The organism is Desertivirga xinjiangensis (genome assembly GCF_024436435.1).
GTDB lineage: Bacteria > Bacteroidota > Bacteroidia > Sphingobacteriales > Sphingobacteriaceae > Desertivirga > Desertivirga xinjiangensis.
Genome location: NZ_JAFMZP010000006.1, coordinates 88,994 through 105,384, shown reverse-complemented (window position 1 = coordinate 105,384; position 16,391 = coordinate 88,994). Strand labels below are relative to the sequence as shown.

The following is a 16,391-nucleotide window of genomic DNA, read 5'->3' as shown; positions in this document are numbered from 1 at the left end:
ATGAGGATGATTAGGGGTTTACTTGTTCTGCTTGCTATGCTGGGCTTCGCCCGGGCCGAGGCTGCTGTGTCGCTGCAGAACCTGCGCGTTGAAATGCTGGTAAATCCGGTTGGGATTGATATGGAGCAGCCTGCCTTAAGCTGGGAAATCAAAAGCTACGACCGGGGTGTTGAACAGCTGTCATATCAAGTTATTGTAAGTTCTACACCGGAAGGCCTGGCTTCAGGGAACGGGGATCTATGGAATTCGGCTAAGGTCAATTCTGACAAATCCATACATGTGAAATATGCAGGACGCCTGCTGAAAAGTGGTATGACTGCCTATTGGAAAGTTAAGGTTTGGACGAATAAAGGTGAGTCTGACTGGAGTGCGGTAGCCAGCTGGAGCAAGGGTCTTAGTCAATACAAAGACTGGACAGGGCGCTGGATTGGTTTCGACAAGTACTTCCCCTGGGATGAGGAGAAATCTGCAAAATTATCAGCCAGGTATTTCCGGAAAGAATTCGCCATCTCTAAACAGGTGAAATCGGCGACCGCTTCCATTATTGGCCTGGGCCTATATGAGCTGTATATCGACGGGAAAAAAATTGGTGATCAGGTTTTAGCACCTGCCCCTACAGATTACACTCAAAATGTTAAATACAATACTTTCAATGTCACAAGCCAGATGCAGGCCGGAAAACATGCGATAGGAGTGATTCTGGGTAACGGCCGCTTTTTTGAAATGCGCCAGACAAAAGCCTACAAGCAAAAGACCTTCGGTTTTCCAAAATTGCTGATGCAGATCAACATCAGTTACACTGACGGCAGCAGTGAAACCATCAAAACGGATCAAAGCTGGAAGGGTACCGCTGACGGACCGATACTGGCTAATAACGAATACGATGGTGAAGAATATGATGCCCGCAAGGAAATGCAGGGATGGAACAAAGCTGGCTTTGACGATAAAAATTGGCTAGTGCCGGAATACGTACAGGAGCCTGGGGGTGCTTATGAGGCGCAGATGAACCAGTTCATGAAAGTGATGCAGGATATCACGGCTCAGTCAATCACTAAACGCGGTGATAAATATATCATTGACTTTGGGCAAAACATGGCGGGATGGGTTAAGTTCAGAGTGAAAGGGACTAAGGGCAGAAAAGTTACCCTGAGGTTTGCAGAATCTTTGCAGCCGGACGGTTCTATTTTCGTTACTAACCTCCGGGATGCGAAATCCACAGATACTTACATACTAAGAGGTGAGGGTGTTGAAGAGTGGGAGCCAAGGTTTATTTATCATGGTTTCAGATATATAGAAGTAGATGGATATCCCGGCACACCGGTTAAAGCTGACTTTACAGCGCGCCTGGTGTACGACGATATGCAAACCGTGGGAACCTTCGAATCTTCGAATGCTTTGCTTAACCAGATCTATAGAAACTCATGGTGGGGCATCGCTTCCAACTATAAAGGGATGCCTGTCGACTGCCCTCAGCGTAATGAACGGCAGCCATGGCTTGGCGACCGGTCCACCGGCGCTTATGGCGAAAGCTTCTTATTTGATAATACCGCCCTTTATAAAAAATGGCTGGAAGATATCAGGTATGCTCAAAAGGCAGACGGTGCTATCCCTGATGTGGCTCCGGCATTCTGGCGTTATTATAGCGACAATATGACCTGGCCGGGGACATTACTTATGGTGGCAGACATGCTTCACAAGCAAACCGGCGATACTGAGGTCCTGAAGGAATATTATCCTGCAATGAAAAAATGGCTCGAATACATGGAATCGAGGTATTTGAATGAGCAAGGTATATTAACTAAAGATAGTTATGGCGATTGGTGCGCGCCGCCGGTAACTGCTGAAGCCGGGCGCGGAGTGAATGCCGACCAGAAACATCCTTCTGCTTTAATAGCTACTGCGTATTACTTCTATTATCTGAATATGCTGAACCGTTTTGCCAGCCAAACTGGCAATGTAGCCGATACCGCATCTTTTGCAAAAAGGTCAGCAGCAGCTAAAATAGCTTTTAATAAAAAGTACTATAACCAGGGAGGGTATTACGGTGAAAATACCTTGACGGACAATCTGCTGGCTCTTGCTTTTGGCCTGGTGCAGAATGAAGATCTCAAAAAAGTTCAAAACCAGATCGTCCAGATCATTGAAGTGAAAAATAATGGACACCTGAGTACAGGACTTATTGGAACCCAATGGCTGATGCGTACGCTCAGCGATATGGGAAGAGCTGATCTTGCCTACAGAATCGCGACGCAAAAAACATATCCCTCATGGGGATATATGATTGAAAATGGTGCTACAGCGATTTGGGAGCTTTGGAATGGTAACACCGCCAACCCGAAGATGAATTCTCAGAACCATGTGATGATGCTCGGCGACCTGATGATATGGTATTACGAGAACCTGTTGGGGATTAGGGCTGATGACGCAGATCCGGGCTTCAAAACTATTGTGATGAAGCCGGAAATGATCAATGGGCTGAGTTCCGCGAAGGGAAGCTATAGGTCTCCATACGGTATTGTTAAGAGTGACTGGAAGAAAAGCGGAAAGAGCTTTGACTGGAAAATAACAATTCCTGCAAATACAAAGGCTGTGGTATACGTGCCTGCAAGTTCTGTTGATCAGGTGAAGGAAAACAAAAAGAAAATATCTTCATCAGCCGGATTACGATTCATTAAAATGGAGAGGAACAGGGCGGTATTCGAAGCCGGTTCCGGTGAGTATTTATTTAGTTCAGGATATTAATTAGAAAAATATGAAGAATTTAAAATCAAACATTTTTGGAGCAGCCATTATGGGTGTCGCTTTGTCTTTTTCGTGCTCAGCTCCTGCATTCAGCCAGGAAAAGTCGGAAGTAAAGGTCGTAACTATGTCAGCGGAAGCGAGACAAAAATCAGACGAAGATCAGCAGAAAAAAGCTGCTGAATGGGTAGCCAGCTTAAATCTTAACGATCCTGCAAAAGAAGCAAGGCTAAAAGAGGTGATCGCGACACACCTGAAAACCATCCGCGACTGGCACAACGAACACCATTTTTCTACAGTACCTGCAGGGATCAATCCGGCAACGGGAAATAAATTAACTGACCTCGACAGGCAGGTAATAGCGAACTCAGCGATGCCCAAATCTGTACATGAAAATCTAATGAACGGTCTGCGTAAAGATCTTACCGAAGAGCAGGTTGAGCTGATCCTTGACAAATACACTATTGGGAAGGTAGCCTTCACGATGAACGGCTATAAGTCGATTGTTCCAAATCTTACTGCCGAGGAAGAAGCCACTATCCTCAAAAACTTAAAGCAGGCACGTGAGCAGGCTGTAGATTACAAAAATATGAACCAAATCTCAGCGATTTTCGAGATCTATAAAACAAAAAGCGAGCAGTATCTGAACGCCAACGGACGCAACTGGAAGCAGATGTATAAAGACTATACAAATGCTGTTAAAGCGAAAAAAGCGGCGGCTGCGAAGAAATAAATATAACAAGAATGATGAAGTACAGATATATCAAATTACTAACGATCCTGTTGTTCGCATCAACAGGTATACTTTCCGCTCAAACCAGGCCCTGGAAAAAAGGGATCCTTGTCGATGAGTTTATATATGATTCAGCTCCTTTTCCTCAGGCACATTCAGCAACGATAGCTGAAACACCTAAGGGTCTGGTTGCAGCTTTTTTTGGCGGCACGAAGGAGAGGAACCCTGATGTTTGTATTTATGTAAGCCGCCATGAAAATGGGAAATGGACCGCACCTCAAAACGTAGCTGACGGTGTGATGCCTGATAAACGGTATCCTACCTGGAATCCGGTTCTTTATCAGATCCCAAATGGCGAACTCATGTTATTCTACAAAATAGGAGCGAGCCCTGGTACCTGGAAAGGTTGGCTAAGAACATCAAAGGATAACGGTGTAACATGGTCTGAAGCCCGGGCTTTGCCTGAGGGTTTCATTGGACCTGTAAAGAACAAACCAATTCTTTTGAGCAATGGTAACCTTATTTGCCCAACGAGTACAGAAGGTAATCCGGGAAACAACAGCTGGCTGATACATTTTGAAATGACACCTGATTTCGGAAAGACCTGGCGTAAAGTTGGCCCTTTATCAGCAGCTAAAGATATTAATGCAATCCAGCCAAGTGTATTGGATCATGGTAACGGTAAGCTTCAGATACTGGCCCGCAGCCGTAATCGTGCGATATTGGAATCCTGGTCGTACGATAATGGCGAAACCTGGTGGCCGCTTGCTAAAACTTCCTTGCCGAACAATAACTCGGGGACAGACGCAGTGACTTTGAAAGACGGAAGACATGCACTGATCTATAATCATGTATTGCCTCCCGGTGATCTGGCAAAAGGGCCACGTACACCATTGAACCTGTCTATTTCAAAAAACGGAAAAACATGGTATGCGGCGGCAATCCTGGAAGATTCTCCAATCAGCCAGTATTCCTACCCTTCGATCATCCAAACTAATGACGGACTTATCCATGTCATTTATACCTGGAGAAGGCTAAAGATCAAACATGCGGTGATCGATCCGTCGAAATTGAAGCTTAAAAAAATTAAGAAAGGCGTATGGCCTAAAATGAAAGGTTATACCGCTCCGGCAGCAGGAGAGATTACACAAGATTAAATATGAGCCAGGAATTAAAAATTCACTTTCCGGGAAAATTAATATTTGGGAAAGGATCATTAGCATCTTTAACGGAGGAGCTTGTTGCATCGTCGCCGGCAAAAGTTCTGATCGTAACTATAGAACCCTTATTAACATCGCTGCAGTCTTTAATTGAAAAGCTGCAGAGCGAGGGCCTGGAGGTCTTGGTTGACACGAGTATTACGCAGGAGCCTTCTTTTGACGATTTCAAAGCGCTGATGACAAAGGTTTCGCCTTTTAATTCAGACATCGTTCTTGGAATTGGCGGGGGAAGCGTCCTTGATATAGCCAAGCTGGTAGCCGCACAATTGGAAAGCGAGCAAAGCCTGGAAGATATTGTAGGTATTGGTTTGCTAAAGGGAAGGAAGAAGAAACTGATCTGTGTGCCTGCTACCTCCGGAACCGGAAGTGAAGCATCGCCAAATGCAATCCTTGTAGATAATAAAGACAACCAGAAAAAGGGCATCATAAGTCCCTTTCTTGTGCCCGACTCTGTATATGTGGATCCTCTTTTGACAATGAGCGTTCCTCCGGCTATCACGGCAGCAACGGGCCTGGATGCATTGACGCATTGCCTGGAAGCCTATACCAATAAATTTGCTCAGCCCTTTATTGATATGTATGCTTTTGAAGGAATGCGCTTAATTGCTGCGAACATTGTTACCGCCGTGAAAAATGGTGCTGATGAAGAGGCCCGTACCCAGGTGGCGATGGGAAGCTTGCTTGGAGGTTTTTGTCTGGGACCCGTAAATACAGCAGGCGTGCATGCCTTGTCATATCCCCTGGGAAGCATGTTTCATCTGGCTCATGGCTTGTCGAATGCTCTTTTACTGCCTTATGTAATGGAGTTCAATATTGCTGCGGCTCCACGGCGTTATGCGGATGTAGCGCTTGCCTTGGGTTGTTCTCCGGAGGCAGATCCTACTGCAACGGCTTTTAAAGGAGTAGAGAAAATAAGAGAACTGATAAAGGAATGCGGCATTCCGGCGAGACTTTCAGAATTGGACATTCCCGAAAGCGCTATCCCATCTATGGCAGAAGATGCAATGAAAATAACACGTTTACTAAAAAATAATCCGCGCCTTATCACATTGGAAGACGCTATTGCAATTTATACAGCAGCCTACTAAAATGAACAAACAAAAAAAATATCAGGGAACCATAGTGCCGGTAGTAACTCCTGTTACAGCGGATTATAAACTTGACCACGGGGCAGTAGAGAAGATATTTTCACACCTGTATAAAAATGATGCTCTACCTTTTATCCTTGGAACCACGGGGGAGTCGGCATCTTTGTCCAACTCAATTAAAAAAGATTACCTAAAAGCAGCCGTTGCCAATAAAAAGCCCGGTACTGTTTTATATGCAGGTATTTCCTCGAACATCTTTAAAGAGTCGGTAGATTTTGCAAAGCGCTGCTTCGACGAAGGAATAGATGCTGTTGCCACGACTTTGCCGACTTATTACCGCCTGTCAAACGATCAGATAAAAAGGTATTTCGAAGATCTCGCCAATCAGCTGAATGGGCCATTGATCATTTATAACATTCCTGCTACGACACACATGTCTATACCTTTAAGCGTTATAGAGGAATTGAGTTATCATGAGAACATAGTAGGTACCAAAGATTCAGAACGTTGTGAAAACAGGCTGGATGAATCCTTGCGTTTATGGGCAGACAGGCCGGACTTTAGTCACTTTCTGGGATGGGCGGCAAAATCCGCATATGCGTTGATCAATGGTGGTGATGGCTTAATACCAAGCACGGGCAACCTGCATCCTGGATTATATTATGAAATGACTCAGGCTGTGCTGGATGGCGATCATGAAAAAGCCTACTACTATCAGACGCAATCTGACTTGCTGGGAAGCTTGTATCAGTCAGACAGAACATTAGGTGAATCGTTAGGGGCGCTTAAGGTTCTGATGAGCGACTATGGCTTGTGTAAACCGTGCATGATGCCTCCCTTACAGGAAGTAAGTGCCGAGGAACAATTGCTGCTTTTAGACGCACTGCACGAATTGATCAGAAAAGAAAATATTCAAATAAATATCTCTTTAACACATGTTTGATAAACCTATTATAGGAATTACTATGGGTGATCCGGCCAGTATTGGACCTGAGATTGCCATTAAAGCACTTTTACTAGATAAAATATATGACATTTGCCGTCCAATATTGGTTGGAGACGCAGGTGTTTTCAATGATATCATTAGCAAACTTAGTTTGCAGGCGACGATAAATCCGGTTCAACAAGTAGCGGATGCTAGATTTGTTCAGGGAACTGTGGATGTGCTGGATCTGAAAAACGTCGAGCTTTCAGATCTGAGGTTTGGTGAGATCTCAGCAATGGCAGGCGCAGCTTCTTTTGAAGCAGTTAAAAAGGTAATTGACTTAGCTTTGGCGGGGGAAGTTGATGCTACGGTTACAGGCCCGATCAATAAAAAGTCGATCAACGAGGCCGGGCATCACTTTGCCGGACATACTGAAATTTACGCGCAGTATACCGGAACAAAAAAATACGCCATGTTACTGGTTGAAAATAACATGAAGGTGATCCATGTATCTACACATGTATCGCTTCGCCAGGCTTGCGATCTGGTAAAAAAGGATCGTATCCTGGAAGTTACCGAACTTTTACACAATGGATTGATAAGCCTGGGTGAAACCAATCTTAAAATCGGAATTGCCGGATTAAATCCTCATGCGGGAGACTCTGGTTTGTTTGGTACAGAGGATGACCAGGAGATCCTGCCAGCGGTTGAGGAGGCTAAGCGGAGAGGTTTCGATGTGGAAGGACCAGTTCCGGCTGATACTATGTTTTCAAAAGCAGCTACCGGGTATTTTGGAGGTGTCGTAGCGATGTACCATGATCAGGGACATATTCCGTTTAAGCTCACGGGTTTTAAATGGAATGCCGACAAACAACAAATGGATAGCGTAAAAGGAGTTAATATCACTATGGGCTTGCCGATAATCCGTACTTCGGTTGATCACGGAACGGCTTTCGAAATTGCAGGTAAAGGTGTTGCCAGTCCTGATGCCATGGTATTGGCGATTGAATCGGCTGTGCAGCTTTCAAAAAATAAGAAATAAAGGGGCGTCCTGCAATTTTGTTTTGCTAGCACACGGCACGCTTGCGCTAATCATCAATTGCCCCTCAAGGTCTGTCTGTAGACTTAGCGAAGCGGAGTCACAGATTAACTAATAGATGAGGGTCTCTGACTCGATTAAGCCTGTTGCTGACGCGCGTGTACCTGAAGAAGAATAAAGAATAATAAGAAATAAAACCCAATGATTGCCGTTATTGCTGATGACTTAACAGGCGCCGCGGAACTCGGTGGAATAGCTTTGAGCTACGGACTGAGCGTGGAGATAACCACTGAAATAGCTGGTATTTCGCTACCTGTGGGTGTTGACCTGTTAGTGGTAGCTGCGGATACAAGGTCTAAACCCCTCGATGATGCACTAGCAGATATGATGCAAATAACCAGGCAAATCATTGGGCTGAGGCCTGAATTTATCTTCAAAAAGGTAGATTCAGTTCTGAGGGGATATGTGGCTGATGAGATCATGGCGCAACTACGAGTTCTGGGATATGAAAGGGCCCTACTTGTTCCTGCTAATCCCGACTTAGGCAGAACCATAGAAGAGGGGATATATTATATTCAGGGAAAACCGATTGCTGAAAGTGGCTTTTCGCAGGACCCAGAATTCCCGGCAAGATCTTCCGATGTACTAAGGCTAGTGGGCGCCAAGGGAACGGTCTCTGTAAAAAAACATACACAATCTCTGCCGGAAAAGGGCATTGTAATAGGAGAGGCAGCGCTGGCTTCAGATTTGGATGATTGGGCAAAAGTTCCCCACGAAGAAACTCTGCTAGCTGGTGCCTCAGGTTTTTTTAAGGCGCTACTGCGTCGTTCGGGTTTTTTCAGGAATGAGTCTTTGCAAAACCACGATCAACCAGGAAGTAACAAATTGTTTGTGTGCGGAAGTGCCTTTGCCAGCAGTAATGAAAATGTTAAACGAGTGTTTCAGTCGGGTGGCCCCGTAAGCTATATGCCTGCAAGTTTGATGTCCTATCCCGAAAGAGAAGATGAACTAGAAATTTGGACTACAGAAATTTCAAATTTGATTGCTGAACATGGTACTGCTGTCATTGCTATACAGCCAGGGCTGAAGGGATCTGCCAATGCAGTCCAGCTAAGGAAGATAATGAGTGATGTGGTGAAACAGGTTTTTAAAAGCGTGAGCATCAATGAATTGATAATTGAAGGTGGTTCAACTGCATCCAGTGTGCTGAACCAGCTTTCAATTACTGTTTTACGTCCGGTTTATGAATACAGTACCGGAGTTATTCGAACCAAAGTAAGTGGATTTGAAAATTTATATGTAACATTAAAGCCTGGCAGTTATAACTGGCCGGCGCAAGTTTGGGCGCTCTCAGGAGCTGAAGAACAAAACTAACCACAGATAATGGACAACCCAATATTGAGTATAATTGACTATGTTATCATAGTAGCTGTGTTATTGATTACGCTGTATTTCGGCTTTAGATTCTCACGTAATCAAAACACGACCAAAACCTATTTTGCTGCAAACGGAAGGGTGCCCGCATGGGCCATCGGTATGTCGCTTCTTGCAACGCTGATCAGCAGTGTTACCTTCCTGGGTTACCCGGGTGAGGGGTATTCGTCGAACTGGATATTACTGGTTCAGGGTTTAATGGTACCGATAGTTTTAATGTTTACTATCTGGTTTATTGTTCCCTTATACCGTAAGGTGATCGGACTAAGTACCTATGAGTACTTTGAAAAGCGATTCGGCTTATTTGCCCGGTATTACAGCTCTATTGCCTTTGTTCTCAGACAGTTTTCCGGCATGGGAACTGTATTCTTTCTGTTATCAATAGCCCTTACCAATATGACGGGAGGTAATACCTTTGCGATCATCGTGGTTGTGGGGATCATTATTATTATAGTCAATTTAATGGGCGGTATCGAAGCGGTAATATGGCTGGATGTATTCCAGGGTTTTATGTTATTTGCTTCGGGTATACTTTGTCTTTCGGTTATTCTTTTTTCTATTGACGGTGGAGCATCCGAAGTACTTAAGATTGCGGATCAACATGGAAGAGCCGGTTTTGGTCCTTATGATCTGGATTTTACCAGGCTTACCTTTATTGTTATGGTGATAAACGGCGCTTTTTATGCCATTCAAAAATACGGGACAGACCAAACTGTAGTTCAGCGGTATCTGACAGCGAAAACCGATAAAGCGGCTATCAGAGCTTCATTGATGGGTATCCTCTTGACAGTGCCGGTATGGACTCTGTTTATGTTTATAGGAACAGCATTATTTGTTTATTATAAGCAACAACCTTTACCTGAAGGGATACGCTCGGATGCAGTATTTCCTTATTTCATCATGACAAAGTTACCGACAGGAGTGATCGGCTTTATACTTTCTGCGATGATCTCCGCGGCAATTTGCAGTCTTAGTGCTGATTTAAACTCATTGGCAGCAGTAGGTGTTGAAGATTATTACAAAAAAATGCGTCCTAATCGTCCGGACAAAGAATATTTAAAAGTCAGTAAGATCTTTGTTGTTGTTGCCGGCCTAGTCTCGATACTCATCGGTGCGATTTATATAAATGCCGGAGATGAAGGGGTATTAGGTATTGTGTTTACTTTATATGCTATCTTCTCGGGTGGTATAGTCGGGATTTTTCTGTTAGGATTGCTGAGCTCGAGAGCCAACCGGCAGGGAATTAATATCGCGATAGCGGTTTGCGTTGTATTTACTTCTTATGCGTTTTTAACCTCCACAAAGATTGGATTGGGCGAAAATAAAAGCCTTCTGCTGGATATGGGCGAGTATAACTTTACTCATAATAAACTTATGCTGGGCGTATACAGTCACCTTGTCGTAATTATTGTAGGCTATGTTGCCAGTCTATTCTTCCCTAAACCAGTATTGGATAAAAATCTGCTTTTTAGTGGCTGGAGGGACGCAAGAAGAGAGCGGAAGGCAGAAGAGAAAAGTTTAATTAATGAGCCAGGCTAGACAGTTGTAACCTTATGAAAAAAATCTTTTTTTGTGTTCTTTTTTTAGCTTTAATAAGCTCTTCTTTTGCTCAAACTTCCGATGATGCCTTTAAGAAACCTCTGAAGGAGGTGATTTCACAGATCGAGAACCAGTACAAGGTTAAGATCCGTTATTCGGAAGACCTAGTAAAAGATCGCTTTGTAAGTTATGCAGGATGGAGGTTCCGTCCGGATCTGGAAAAGACATTGTCCAATGTGCTGTCGTCACAGGATATTACGTTTACAAAGGAAGGAGAAGGTAAGTATAAACTTGATAATTTCCGATATCATTTGAAGACTCCTGCGGAGGGGAGGGAGCAGTTGGAGTACCTTTCAACATTGTATGATGACGTTCCTTCCTGGGAAAAAAGGAAATCCGAATTAAAAAGCTGCATGCGCGAGGCACTACGCCTGACGGTGCTTCCTGCAAGGCCTAAGAGCAAGCCGATTATCACCAACAAAAGGACCTTTGAAGGGTATACAGTAGAAAACGTTGCTTTGGAAGTACTGCCCGGTGTATACGTGTGCGGATCTCTGTATCAACCCATTAAGCCGAAAGGAAAGATCCCTGTCATTTTAAATCCTGATGGGCACTTTGGAAACGGTCGGTACCGCGCAGATGCTCAATACCGTTGTGCGATGCAGGCAAAAATGGGAGCAATGGCTTTCAGTTACGACCTGTTTGCCTGGGGAGAATCATTGCTGCAATTTAAACCGCAAGACCATCGGCAGGCTCTTGCGCAAACCATACAGTTCTTAAACAGCGAACGTATCCTCGATTGGATGCTTTCCTTTAAGTATGCTGATCCAAAACGGGTTGCAATCTCAGGAGGTTCTGGGGGTGGAAGTCAGACAATGCTGGTTACTGCTTTAGACGACAGGATCACGCTTAGTGTTCCGGTAGTGATGCTTTCTTCATACCACAGTGGGGGCTGCCCATGTGAAAGCGGTATGGGTGTACATCTTTGTGGTGGAGGTACCAACAATGCAGAAATAGCAGCAATGGCGGCTCCAAGGCCACAACTGGCTATATCCGATGGCAAAGATTGGACTCAGCAGGTTCCGAAAGTAGAGTTCCCTTTTGTTCAGAAGATCTACGGGTTCTATGGAAAATCTGATCTGGTTGAAAATACTCATCTTCCTGCTGAAGGACACGACTATGGCGTTAATAAACGCTATGCTTTGTACGAATTTCTTGGCAAACATTTTAAGATGAATGCTAAGGCTGTACGGGATGCCGCCGGCAAGTTTGATGAATCTAAAGTAACGATTGAGGAGTTTCCAGCTATGTATGTGTTCGGAGAGAAAGGCGAAAAGCTACCGGCAAATGCAGTTAAGAGCTTTGAGGAATTAGAAAGGATTTTTGAAGATAGTATTAAATAAATTAAGCGATCCTGAGAGTTAGCCCAGCGCTCTCAGGATTCATAAATAAATAAGAGTCTCCGACTCGCTAAAGCGATATTTTTAACGCGTACAACATGCAAAACAGAAGAGAGTTTTTACGCAATGCAGCTTTACTAACAGCAGGATTTTGTCTGCCTGATAGTAAAGCCTGGGCTTTTGCTGCTAAAAAGCAGCCTTATAAAATTGCTGTGATCGATTTAATGATATTGAAACGGCAAAAACTTAGCGCCTTCCAACTCACAAAAGAGCTGGGAGCCGATGGTTTGGAACTCGACATGGGCGGCCTGGGCAACAGGGAAACTTTCGACAGCAAGCTTGCCGATCCGGAGCAGAGAAAACAATTCCTGGATAAAGCTAAAGAACTAGGCCTGGAGATTTGTTCATTAGCGATGACGGGCTTCTATGCACAATCTTTTGCAAAACGTCCAACCTATCAACGCATGGTGCAGGATTGCATAGATACTATGAAGGCAATGAATGTTAAGACTGCGTTTTTACCATTAGGAATCCAGGGCGATTTGGTGAAGAATCCGGAGTTGCGTCCTGCAATAGTGGAGCGTTTAAAAGTAGTAGGTAAAATGGCTAAAAAAGCCGGCGTAGTTATAGGAATAGAAACGTCGCTGGATGCAAAAGCTGAGGTTGCGTTGTTAAAAGAAATAGGATCATCTGCTATTAAAATCTATTTCAATTTCTCAAACCCGCTCAAAGAGGGCAGGGATCTGTATCAGGAATTGAGGATCCTTGGAAAGAAACGTATTTGCCAGATTCATTGCACCGATGAAGACGGTGTCTGGTTAGAAAATAACACCCGCTTAGATATGTACAAGGTAAAGCGAACCCTGGATGATATGGGCTGGAAAGGCTGGCTGGTTATTGAACGCTCCCGCGATCAGAAGGATCCGACTAACGTAAGGAAGAACTTTACCGCGAATGTAAAGTATATGAAGAAGGTTTTTCAGGGGGCATAAAGCCATCCTGAAGTATGTTTCGGACCTTAATTTATTACTTCGTCATCCTGAACTTGTTTCAGGACCTCTTGCATAAGCAGGCAGCATCATGTATGTCGAAGTCTTTTTTCAAACTTCTTCATATAGGTCTCTCATATCTGGGTCCATAGATCTTATTAACTGTATTTGTTCAAGAGGTGCCGAAATAAATTCGGCATGACGCTCTCAATAAAGTGCAGTAGAAATATTTGTTTTTCGCGCTTTAAATTATTTCTGTGTCGTCCTAAAGTTGATTCAGGATTGGCATAATGATTATGGAGATTCCGTATCTTGTACCAAATGACGGTAAGTCATTTGGATTCTCGCTCATGGTAAAATCCTACAATACATAGAGAACTTGATATAAAAAACAACTACTGCCTGCCTATATTTTTGTATTAAGCTGACCAACCTGACTAATTTCTTCACCGGGAAAATATTCCGGTTGCTAAGCTTTTTTTACTCAGGCACATGCATAAACTTACATCTATACTGTTTGCACTACTAATTTCTCTTCAGTGCTTTTCTCAAAGCCTTAAGCTTGATGATATAAGGTGTGAATACAGGGTGAACCCTCTGGGAATTGATATTACCAGCCCAAGGTTTAGCTGGAAGATCAAATCTTCCGAAAGAAATGTTACGCAATCTGCCTATAGGATCTTGGTTTCTGATGATCCGGCAAAACTGAGAGGCAATACCGGAAATATCTGGGATTCGAAAAAAGTTGCTTCTGCAGCCTCCATTCAGGTTCAGTTCTCAGGCAAGCCATTGAAGGCGGCCAGTACTTATTTCTGGAAAGTAATGATCTGGGATAATAAAGGTCATTCTACATCCTGGAGTACTGTAGAAAGTTTTCAAATGGGACTTCTTGAAGCAACCGACTGGAAAGGGGCAAAATGGATCGCTTACGAACGCCTTCCTGATTCCCTGGTCTATTCCCTGGTTACCGACAGGAAAAAAGACCAGATCAGTACTAACAATGTACTGCCCTTATTAAGGAAAAATTTCATCGTTAAAAAGAAAGTAAAAAAAGCCTCTGCCTTCATATCAGGTCTCGGGCATTTCGAATTAAGTTTAAACGGAAAAAAAGTAGGGGATCATTTTCTTGATGCTGGGTGGACAAAATATGACAAGGAAGCTTTATATGTAAGTTTTGATATCACGGATCAGATAAAAAATGGGGCCAATGCTATTGGCGTAATGTTAGGCAATGGCTTTTACTACGTACCTCCGGTAAAAGGCCGTTTCCGGAAGTTAAAAACTTCTTTCGGCTACCCAAAAATGATAAGCAGGGTACTTCTTGAATATACCGATGGTACCACCGAAAATATAGTTAGTGACAACACCTGGAAGACGTCAAAAAGCCCTGTGATCTTTTCCAGCATTTATGGCGGTGAAGATTATGACGCTACCCTGGAACAAAAAGGTTGGGATACCCCTTCTTTCAATGACAAATCGTGGAAGCCTGTACTTGTAGTGGAAGGGCCGCCGAAGCTTCACTCTCAAATGGCAGAGCCCCTGAAAGTGTTCGAAAACTTTGTGCCTGTAAACACCTCGACGCTTGAAAACGGAAATCTCGTTTTTGATCTCGGACAAAACGCTTCAGGAATCATCGAAATAAAGGTGAAAGGTAAGAAGGGAGATACAGTGAGGGTTGCTCCGGGAGAGTTGTTAACTAAAGATGGCTCTGTGACTCAACGTGCAACAGGAGGACCTTTTTATTTCACCTACATACTAAAAGGTGAGGGAGAAGAAACCTGGAGGCCGCGCTTTACCTATTACGGTTTCCGGTATCTGGAAGTGAAAAGGAGTGTTGCCGGTAACGAAACAAATGCAAAGAAAGAACTGCCTCAGCTTTTGGCTGTGAAAGGCTTACATACGCGTAATGCAGCGGAGAGAACCGGAACCTTCACTTCGTCCAATGAACTTTTTAACAAAACGGATAAACTTATTGACTGGGCAGTAAAAAGTAATATGGCCAGTGTGTTTACCGATTGTCCGCACCGCGAAAAGCTGGGATGGCTGGAGGAAGTTCACCTCGTAGGGCCTGGCATAAGATACAATTACGATATTGCTAATTTAGGTCGCAAAACTATCCAGGATATGAAAACCTCTCAGTTAGAGGACGGATTGATACCTGAAACTTCTCCTGAATATGTGAAGTTTGAATGGGGAGACGGAATGTTCCGGGACTCACCTGAATGGGGAAGTAACGCTATTATCCTGCCCTGGTATTTGTATCAATGGTATGGTGATAAACAAGCTCTTTCTTCGAGCTATCCCATGATGCAACGGTACATTGCTTATCTTCAGACAAAAGCAAAGGATGATATTTTGTACCAGGGCCTTGGCGATTGGTATGATCTGGGGCCGAAGCCACCGGGTGTGTCGCAGCTAACACCAATGGGCGTAACTGGTACGGCGATCTATTATTACGATCTGAATATCATGGACAGCATTGCTCAAATGATGGGGAGGAATAAAGAGGCCTTACAATATAGGAAACTGGCTGCTGCGGTTAAAGCGTCTTTCAATAGAACTTTTTTCAATAAAGGAACTAAACAATATGCTACAGGCAGTCAGGCCGCGAACGCGATGGCTCTTTACATGAACCTGGTTGAACCCGCTGACAGACCGGCGGTGCTTGCTAATCTGATAAAAGATATCCGGGACAGAAATAATGCTCTAACCGCAGGAGACATTGGACATCGTTATTTATTACGGGTACTCGAAAATGAGGGCCGGTCGGACGTGATCTTTGATATGAACAGCAGGTCTGATGTTCCGGGTTATGGCTATCAGATCGCAAAAGGAGCCACAGCATTAACTGAATCCTGGGCTGCTTTGCCTACCGTTTCGAATAACCATTTAATGTTGGGGCATTTGATGGAGTGGTTTTACAGCGGGCTTGGTGGTATCAGGGGGGCGGATGGTTCAGTGGCTTTCAATAAGATTGTAATCAAACCTGAAGTAGTTGGAGATGTAACCTTTGCTAAAACCAGTTACCAATCTCCATACGGACTGATCAGATGTGAATGGAAAAAATCTGCAAATGGTTTTGATTTGAACATAGAAATACCAGCAAACACAAAAGCCACTGTTTTTTTACCGGCGAAAGAAATCAGCCAGGTAAAAGAATCCGGAAAAGCAATTGTTAACCATCCTGATGTTAAACCGGCCGGGTACAAAGATGGTCGTACCCTGCTTGAGCTTGGATCGGGCGCTTACCGCTTTGTAGTAGATCTCTAGGAATCGGGATCTGTT

The 16,391-nt window shown here is 44.0% G+C and carries 11 protein-coding genes; all 11 read left to right on the top strand.

Going from position 1 to position 16,391, the window contains the following annotated elements:
- On the top strand, nucleotides 1–2,742 hold the full coding sequence (locus J3P37_RS15805) for a glycoside hydrolase family 78 protein (protein ID WP_256012320.1): 2,742 nt from the start codon (nucleotides 1–3) through the stop codon (nucleotides 2,740–2,742).
- Between the two features lie 10 nt (nucleotides 2,743–2,752).
- On the top strand, nucleotides 2,753–3,472 hold the full coding sequence (locus J3P37_RS15800) for a DUF3826 domain-containing protein (protein WP_256012319.1): 720 nt from the start codon (nucleotides 2,753–2,755) through the stop codon (nucleotides 3,470–3,472).
- Nucleotides 3,473–3,483: 11 nt separating this feature from the next.
- Nucleotides 3,484–4,629, top strand: a complete 1,146-nt coding sequence (locus J3P37_RS15795) for a sialidase family protein (RefSeq protein WP_256012318.1) — start codon at nucleotides 3,484–3,486, stop codon at nucleotides 4,627–4,629.
- Nucleotides 4,630–4,631: 2 nt separating this feature from the next.
- Complete coding sequence (locus J3P37_RS15790) at nucleotides 4,632–5,780, top strand: iron-containing alcohol dehydrogenase (RefSeq protein WP_256012317.1); 1,149 nt, start codon at nucleotides 4,632–4,634, stop codon at nucleotides 5,778–5,780.
- Nucleotide 5,781: 1 nt separating this feature from the next.
- Entirely contained in the window at nucleotides 5,782–6,723 is a 942-nt protein-coding gene (locus J3P37_RS15785) for a dihydrodipicolinate synthase family protein (protein WP_256012316.1), read from the top strand.
- On the top strand, nucleotides 6,716–7,747 hold the full coding sequence (gene pdxA, locus J3P37_RS15780; RefSeq protein WP_256012315.1) for a 4-hydroxythreonine-4-phosphate dehydrogenase PdxA: 1,032 nt from the start codon (nucleotides 6,716–6,718) through the stop codon (nucleotides 7,745–7,747). Before J3P37_RS15785 ends, pdxA begins: the two co-directional genes overlap by 8 nt.
- Before the next feature lie 198 nt (nucleotides 7,748–7,945).
- Nucleotides 7,946–9,118, top strand: a complete 1,173-nt coding sequence (locus J3P37_RS15775; protein WP_256012314.1) for a four-carbon acid sugar kinase family protein — start codon at nucleotides 7,946–7,948, stop codon at nucleotides 9,116–9,118.
- 9 nt (nucleotides 9,119–9,127) lie between these two features.
- Entirely contained in the window at nucleotides 9,128–10,717 is a 1,590-nt protein-coding gene (locus J3P37_RS15770; RefSeq protein ID WP_256012313.1) for a sodium:solute symporter family protein, read from the top strand.
- A gap of 14 nt (nucleotides 10,718–10,731) precedes the next feature.
- Entirely contained in the window at nucleotides 10,732–12,120 is a 1,389-nt protein-coding gene (locus J3P37_RS15765; RefSeq protein ID WP_256012312.1) for a DUF4974 domain-containing protein, read from the top strand.
- A gap of 95 nt (nucleotides 12,121–12,215) precedes the next feature.
- Nucleotides 12,216–13,109, top strand: a complete 894-nt coding sequence (locus J3P37_RS15760; RefSeq protein WP_256012311.1) for a sugar phosphate isomerase/epimerase family protein — start codon at nucleotides 12,216–12,218, stop codon at nucleotides 13,107–13,109.
- A 489-nt stretch (nucleotides 13,110–13,598) separates the two neighbouring features.
- The gene (locus J3P37_RS15755; RefSeq protein WP_256012310.1) at nucleotides 13,599–16,376 is read left to right on the top strand and encodes a family 78 glycoside hydrolase catalytic domain; all 2,778 of its coding nucleotides are present in this window, start codon (nucleotides 13,599–13,601) and stop codon (nucleotides 16,374–16,376) included.
- Nucleotides 16,377–16,391: the final 15 nt, after the last annotated feature.

What these genes read in the sequence shown, in the direction of transcription:
- J3P37_RS15775 (WP_256012314.1), top strand. Translation starts at nt 7,946, where the DNA reads ATGATTGCCGTTATTGCTGATGACTTAACAGGCGCCGCGGAACTCGGT.
- J3P37_RS15800 (WP_256012319.1), top strand. Translation starts at nt 2,753, where the DNA reads ATGAAGAATTTAAAATCAAACATTTTTGGAGCAGCCATTATGGGTGTC.
- J3P37_RS15795 (WP_256012318.1), top strand. Translation starts at nt 3,484, where the DNA reads ATGATGAAGTACAGATATATCAAATTACTAACGATCCTGTTGTTCGCA.
- J3P37_RS15755 (WP_256012310.1), top strand. Translation starts at nt 13,599, where the DNA reads ATGCATAAACTTACATCTATACTGTTTGCACTACTAATTTCTCTTCAG.
- J3P37_RS15770 (WP_256012313.1), top strand. Translation starts at nt 9,128, where the DNA reads ATGGACAACCCAATATTGAGTATAATTGACTATGTTATCATAGTAGCT.
- J3P37_RS15805 (WP_256012320.1), top strand. Translation starts at nt 1, where the DNA reads ATGAGGATGATTAGGGGTTTACTTGTTCTGCTTGCTATGCTGGGCTTC.
- J3P37_RS15760 (WP_256012311.1), top strand. Translation starts at nt 12,216, where the DNA reads ATGCAAAACAGAAGAGAGTTTTTACGCAATGCAGCTTTACTAACAGCA.
- pdxA (WP_256012315.1), top strand. Translation starts at nt 6,716, where the DNA reads ATGTTTGATAAACCTATTATAGGAATTACTATGGGTGATCCGGCCAGT.
- J3P37_RS15785 (WP_256012316.1), top strand. Translation starts at nt 5,782, where the DNA reads ATGAACAAACAAAAAAAATATCAGGGAACCATAGTGCCGGTAGTAACT.
- J3P37_RS15790 (WP_256012317.1), top strand. Translation starts at nt 4,632, where the DNA reads ATGAGCCAGGAATTAAAAATTCACTTTCCGGGAAAATTAATATTTGGG.
- J3P37_RS15765 (WP_256012312.1), top strand. Translation starts at nt 10,732, where the DNA reads ATGAAAAAAATCTTTTTTTGTGTTCTTTTTTTAGCTTTAATAAGCTCT.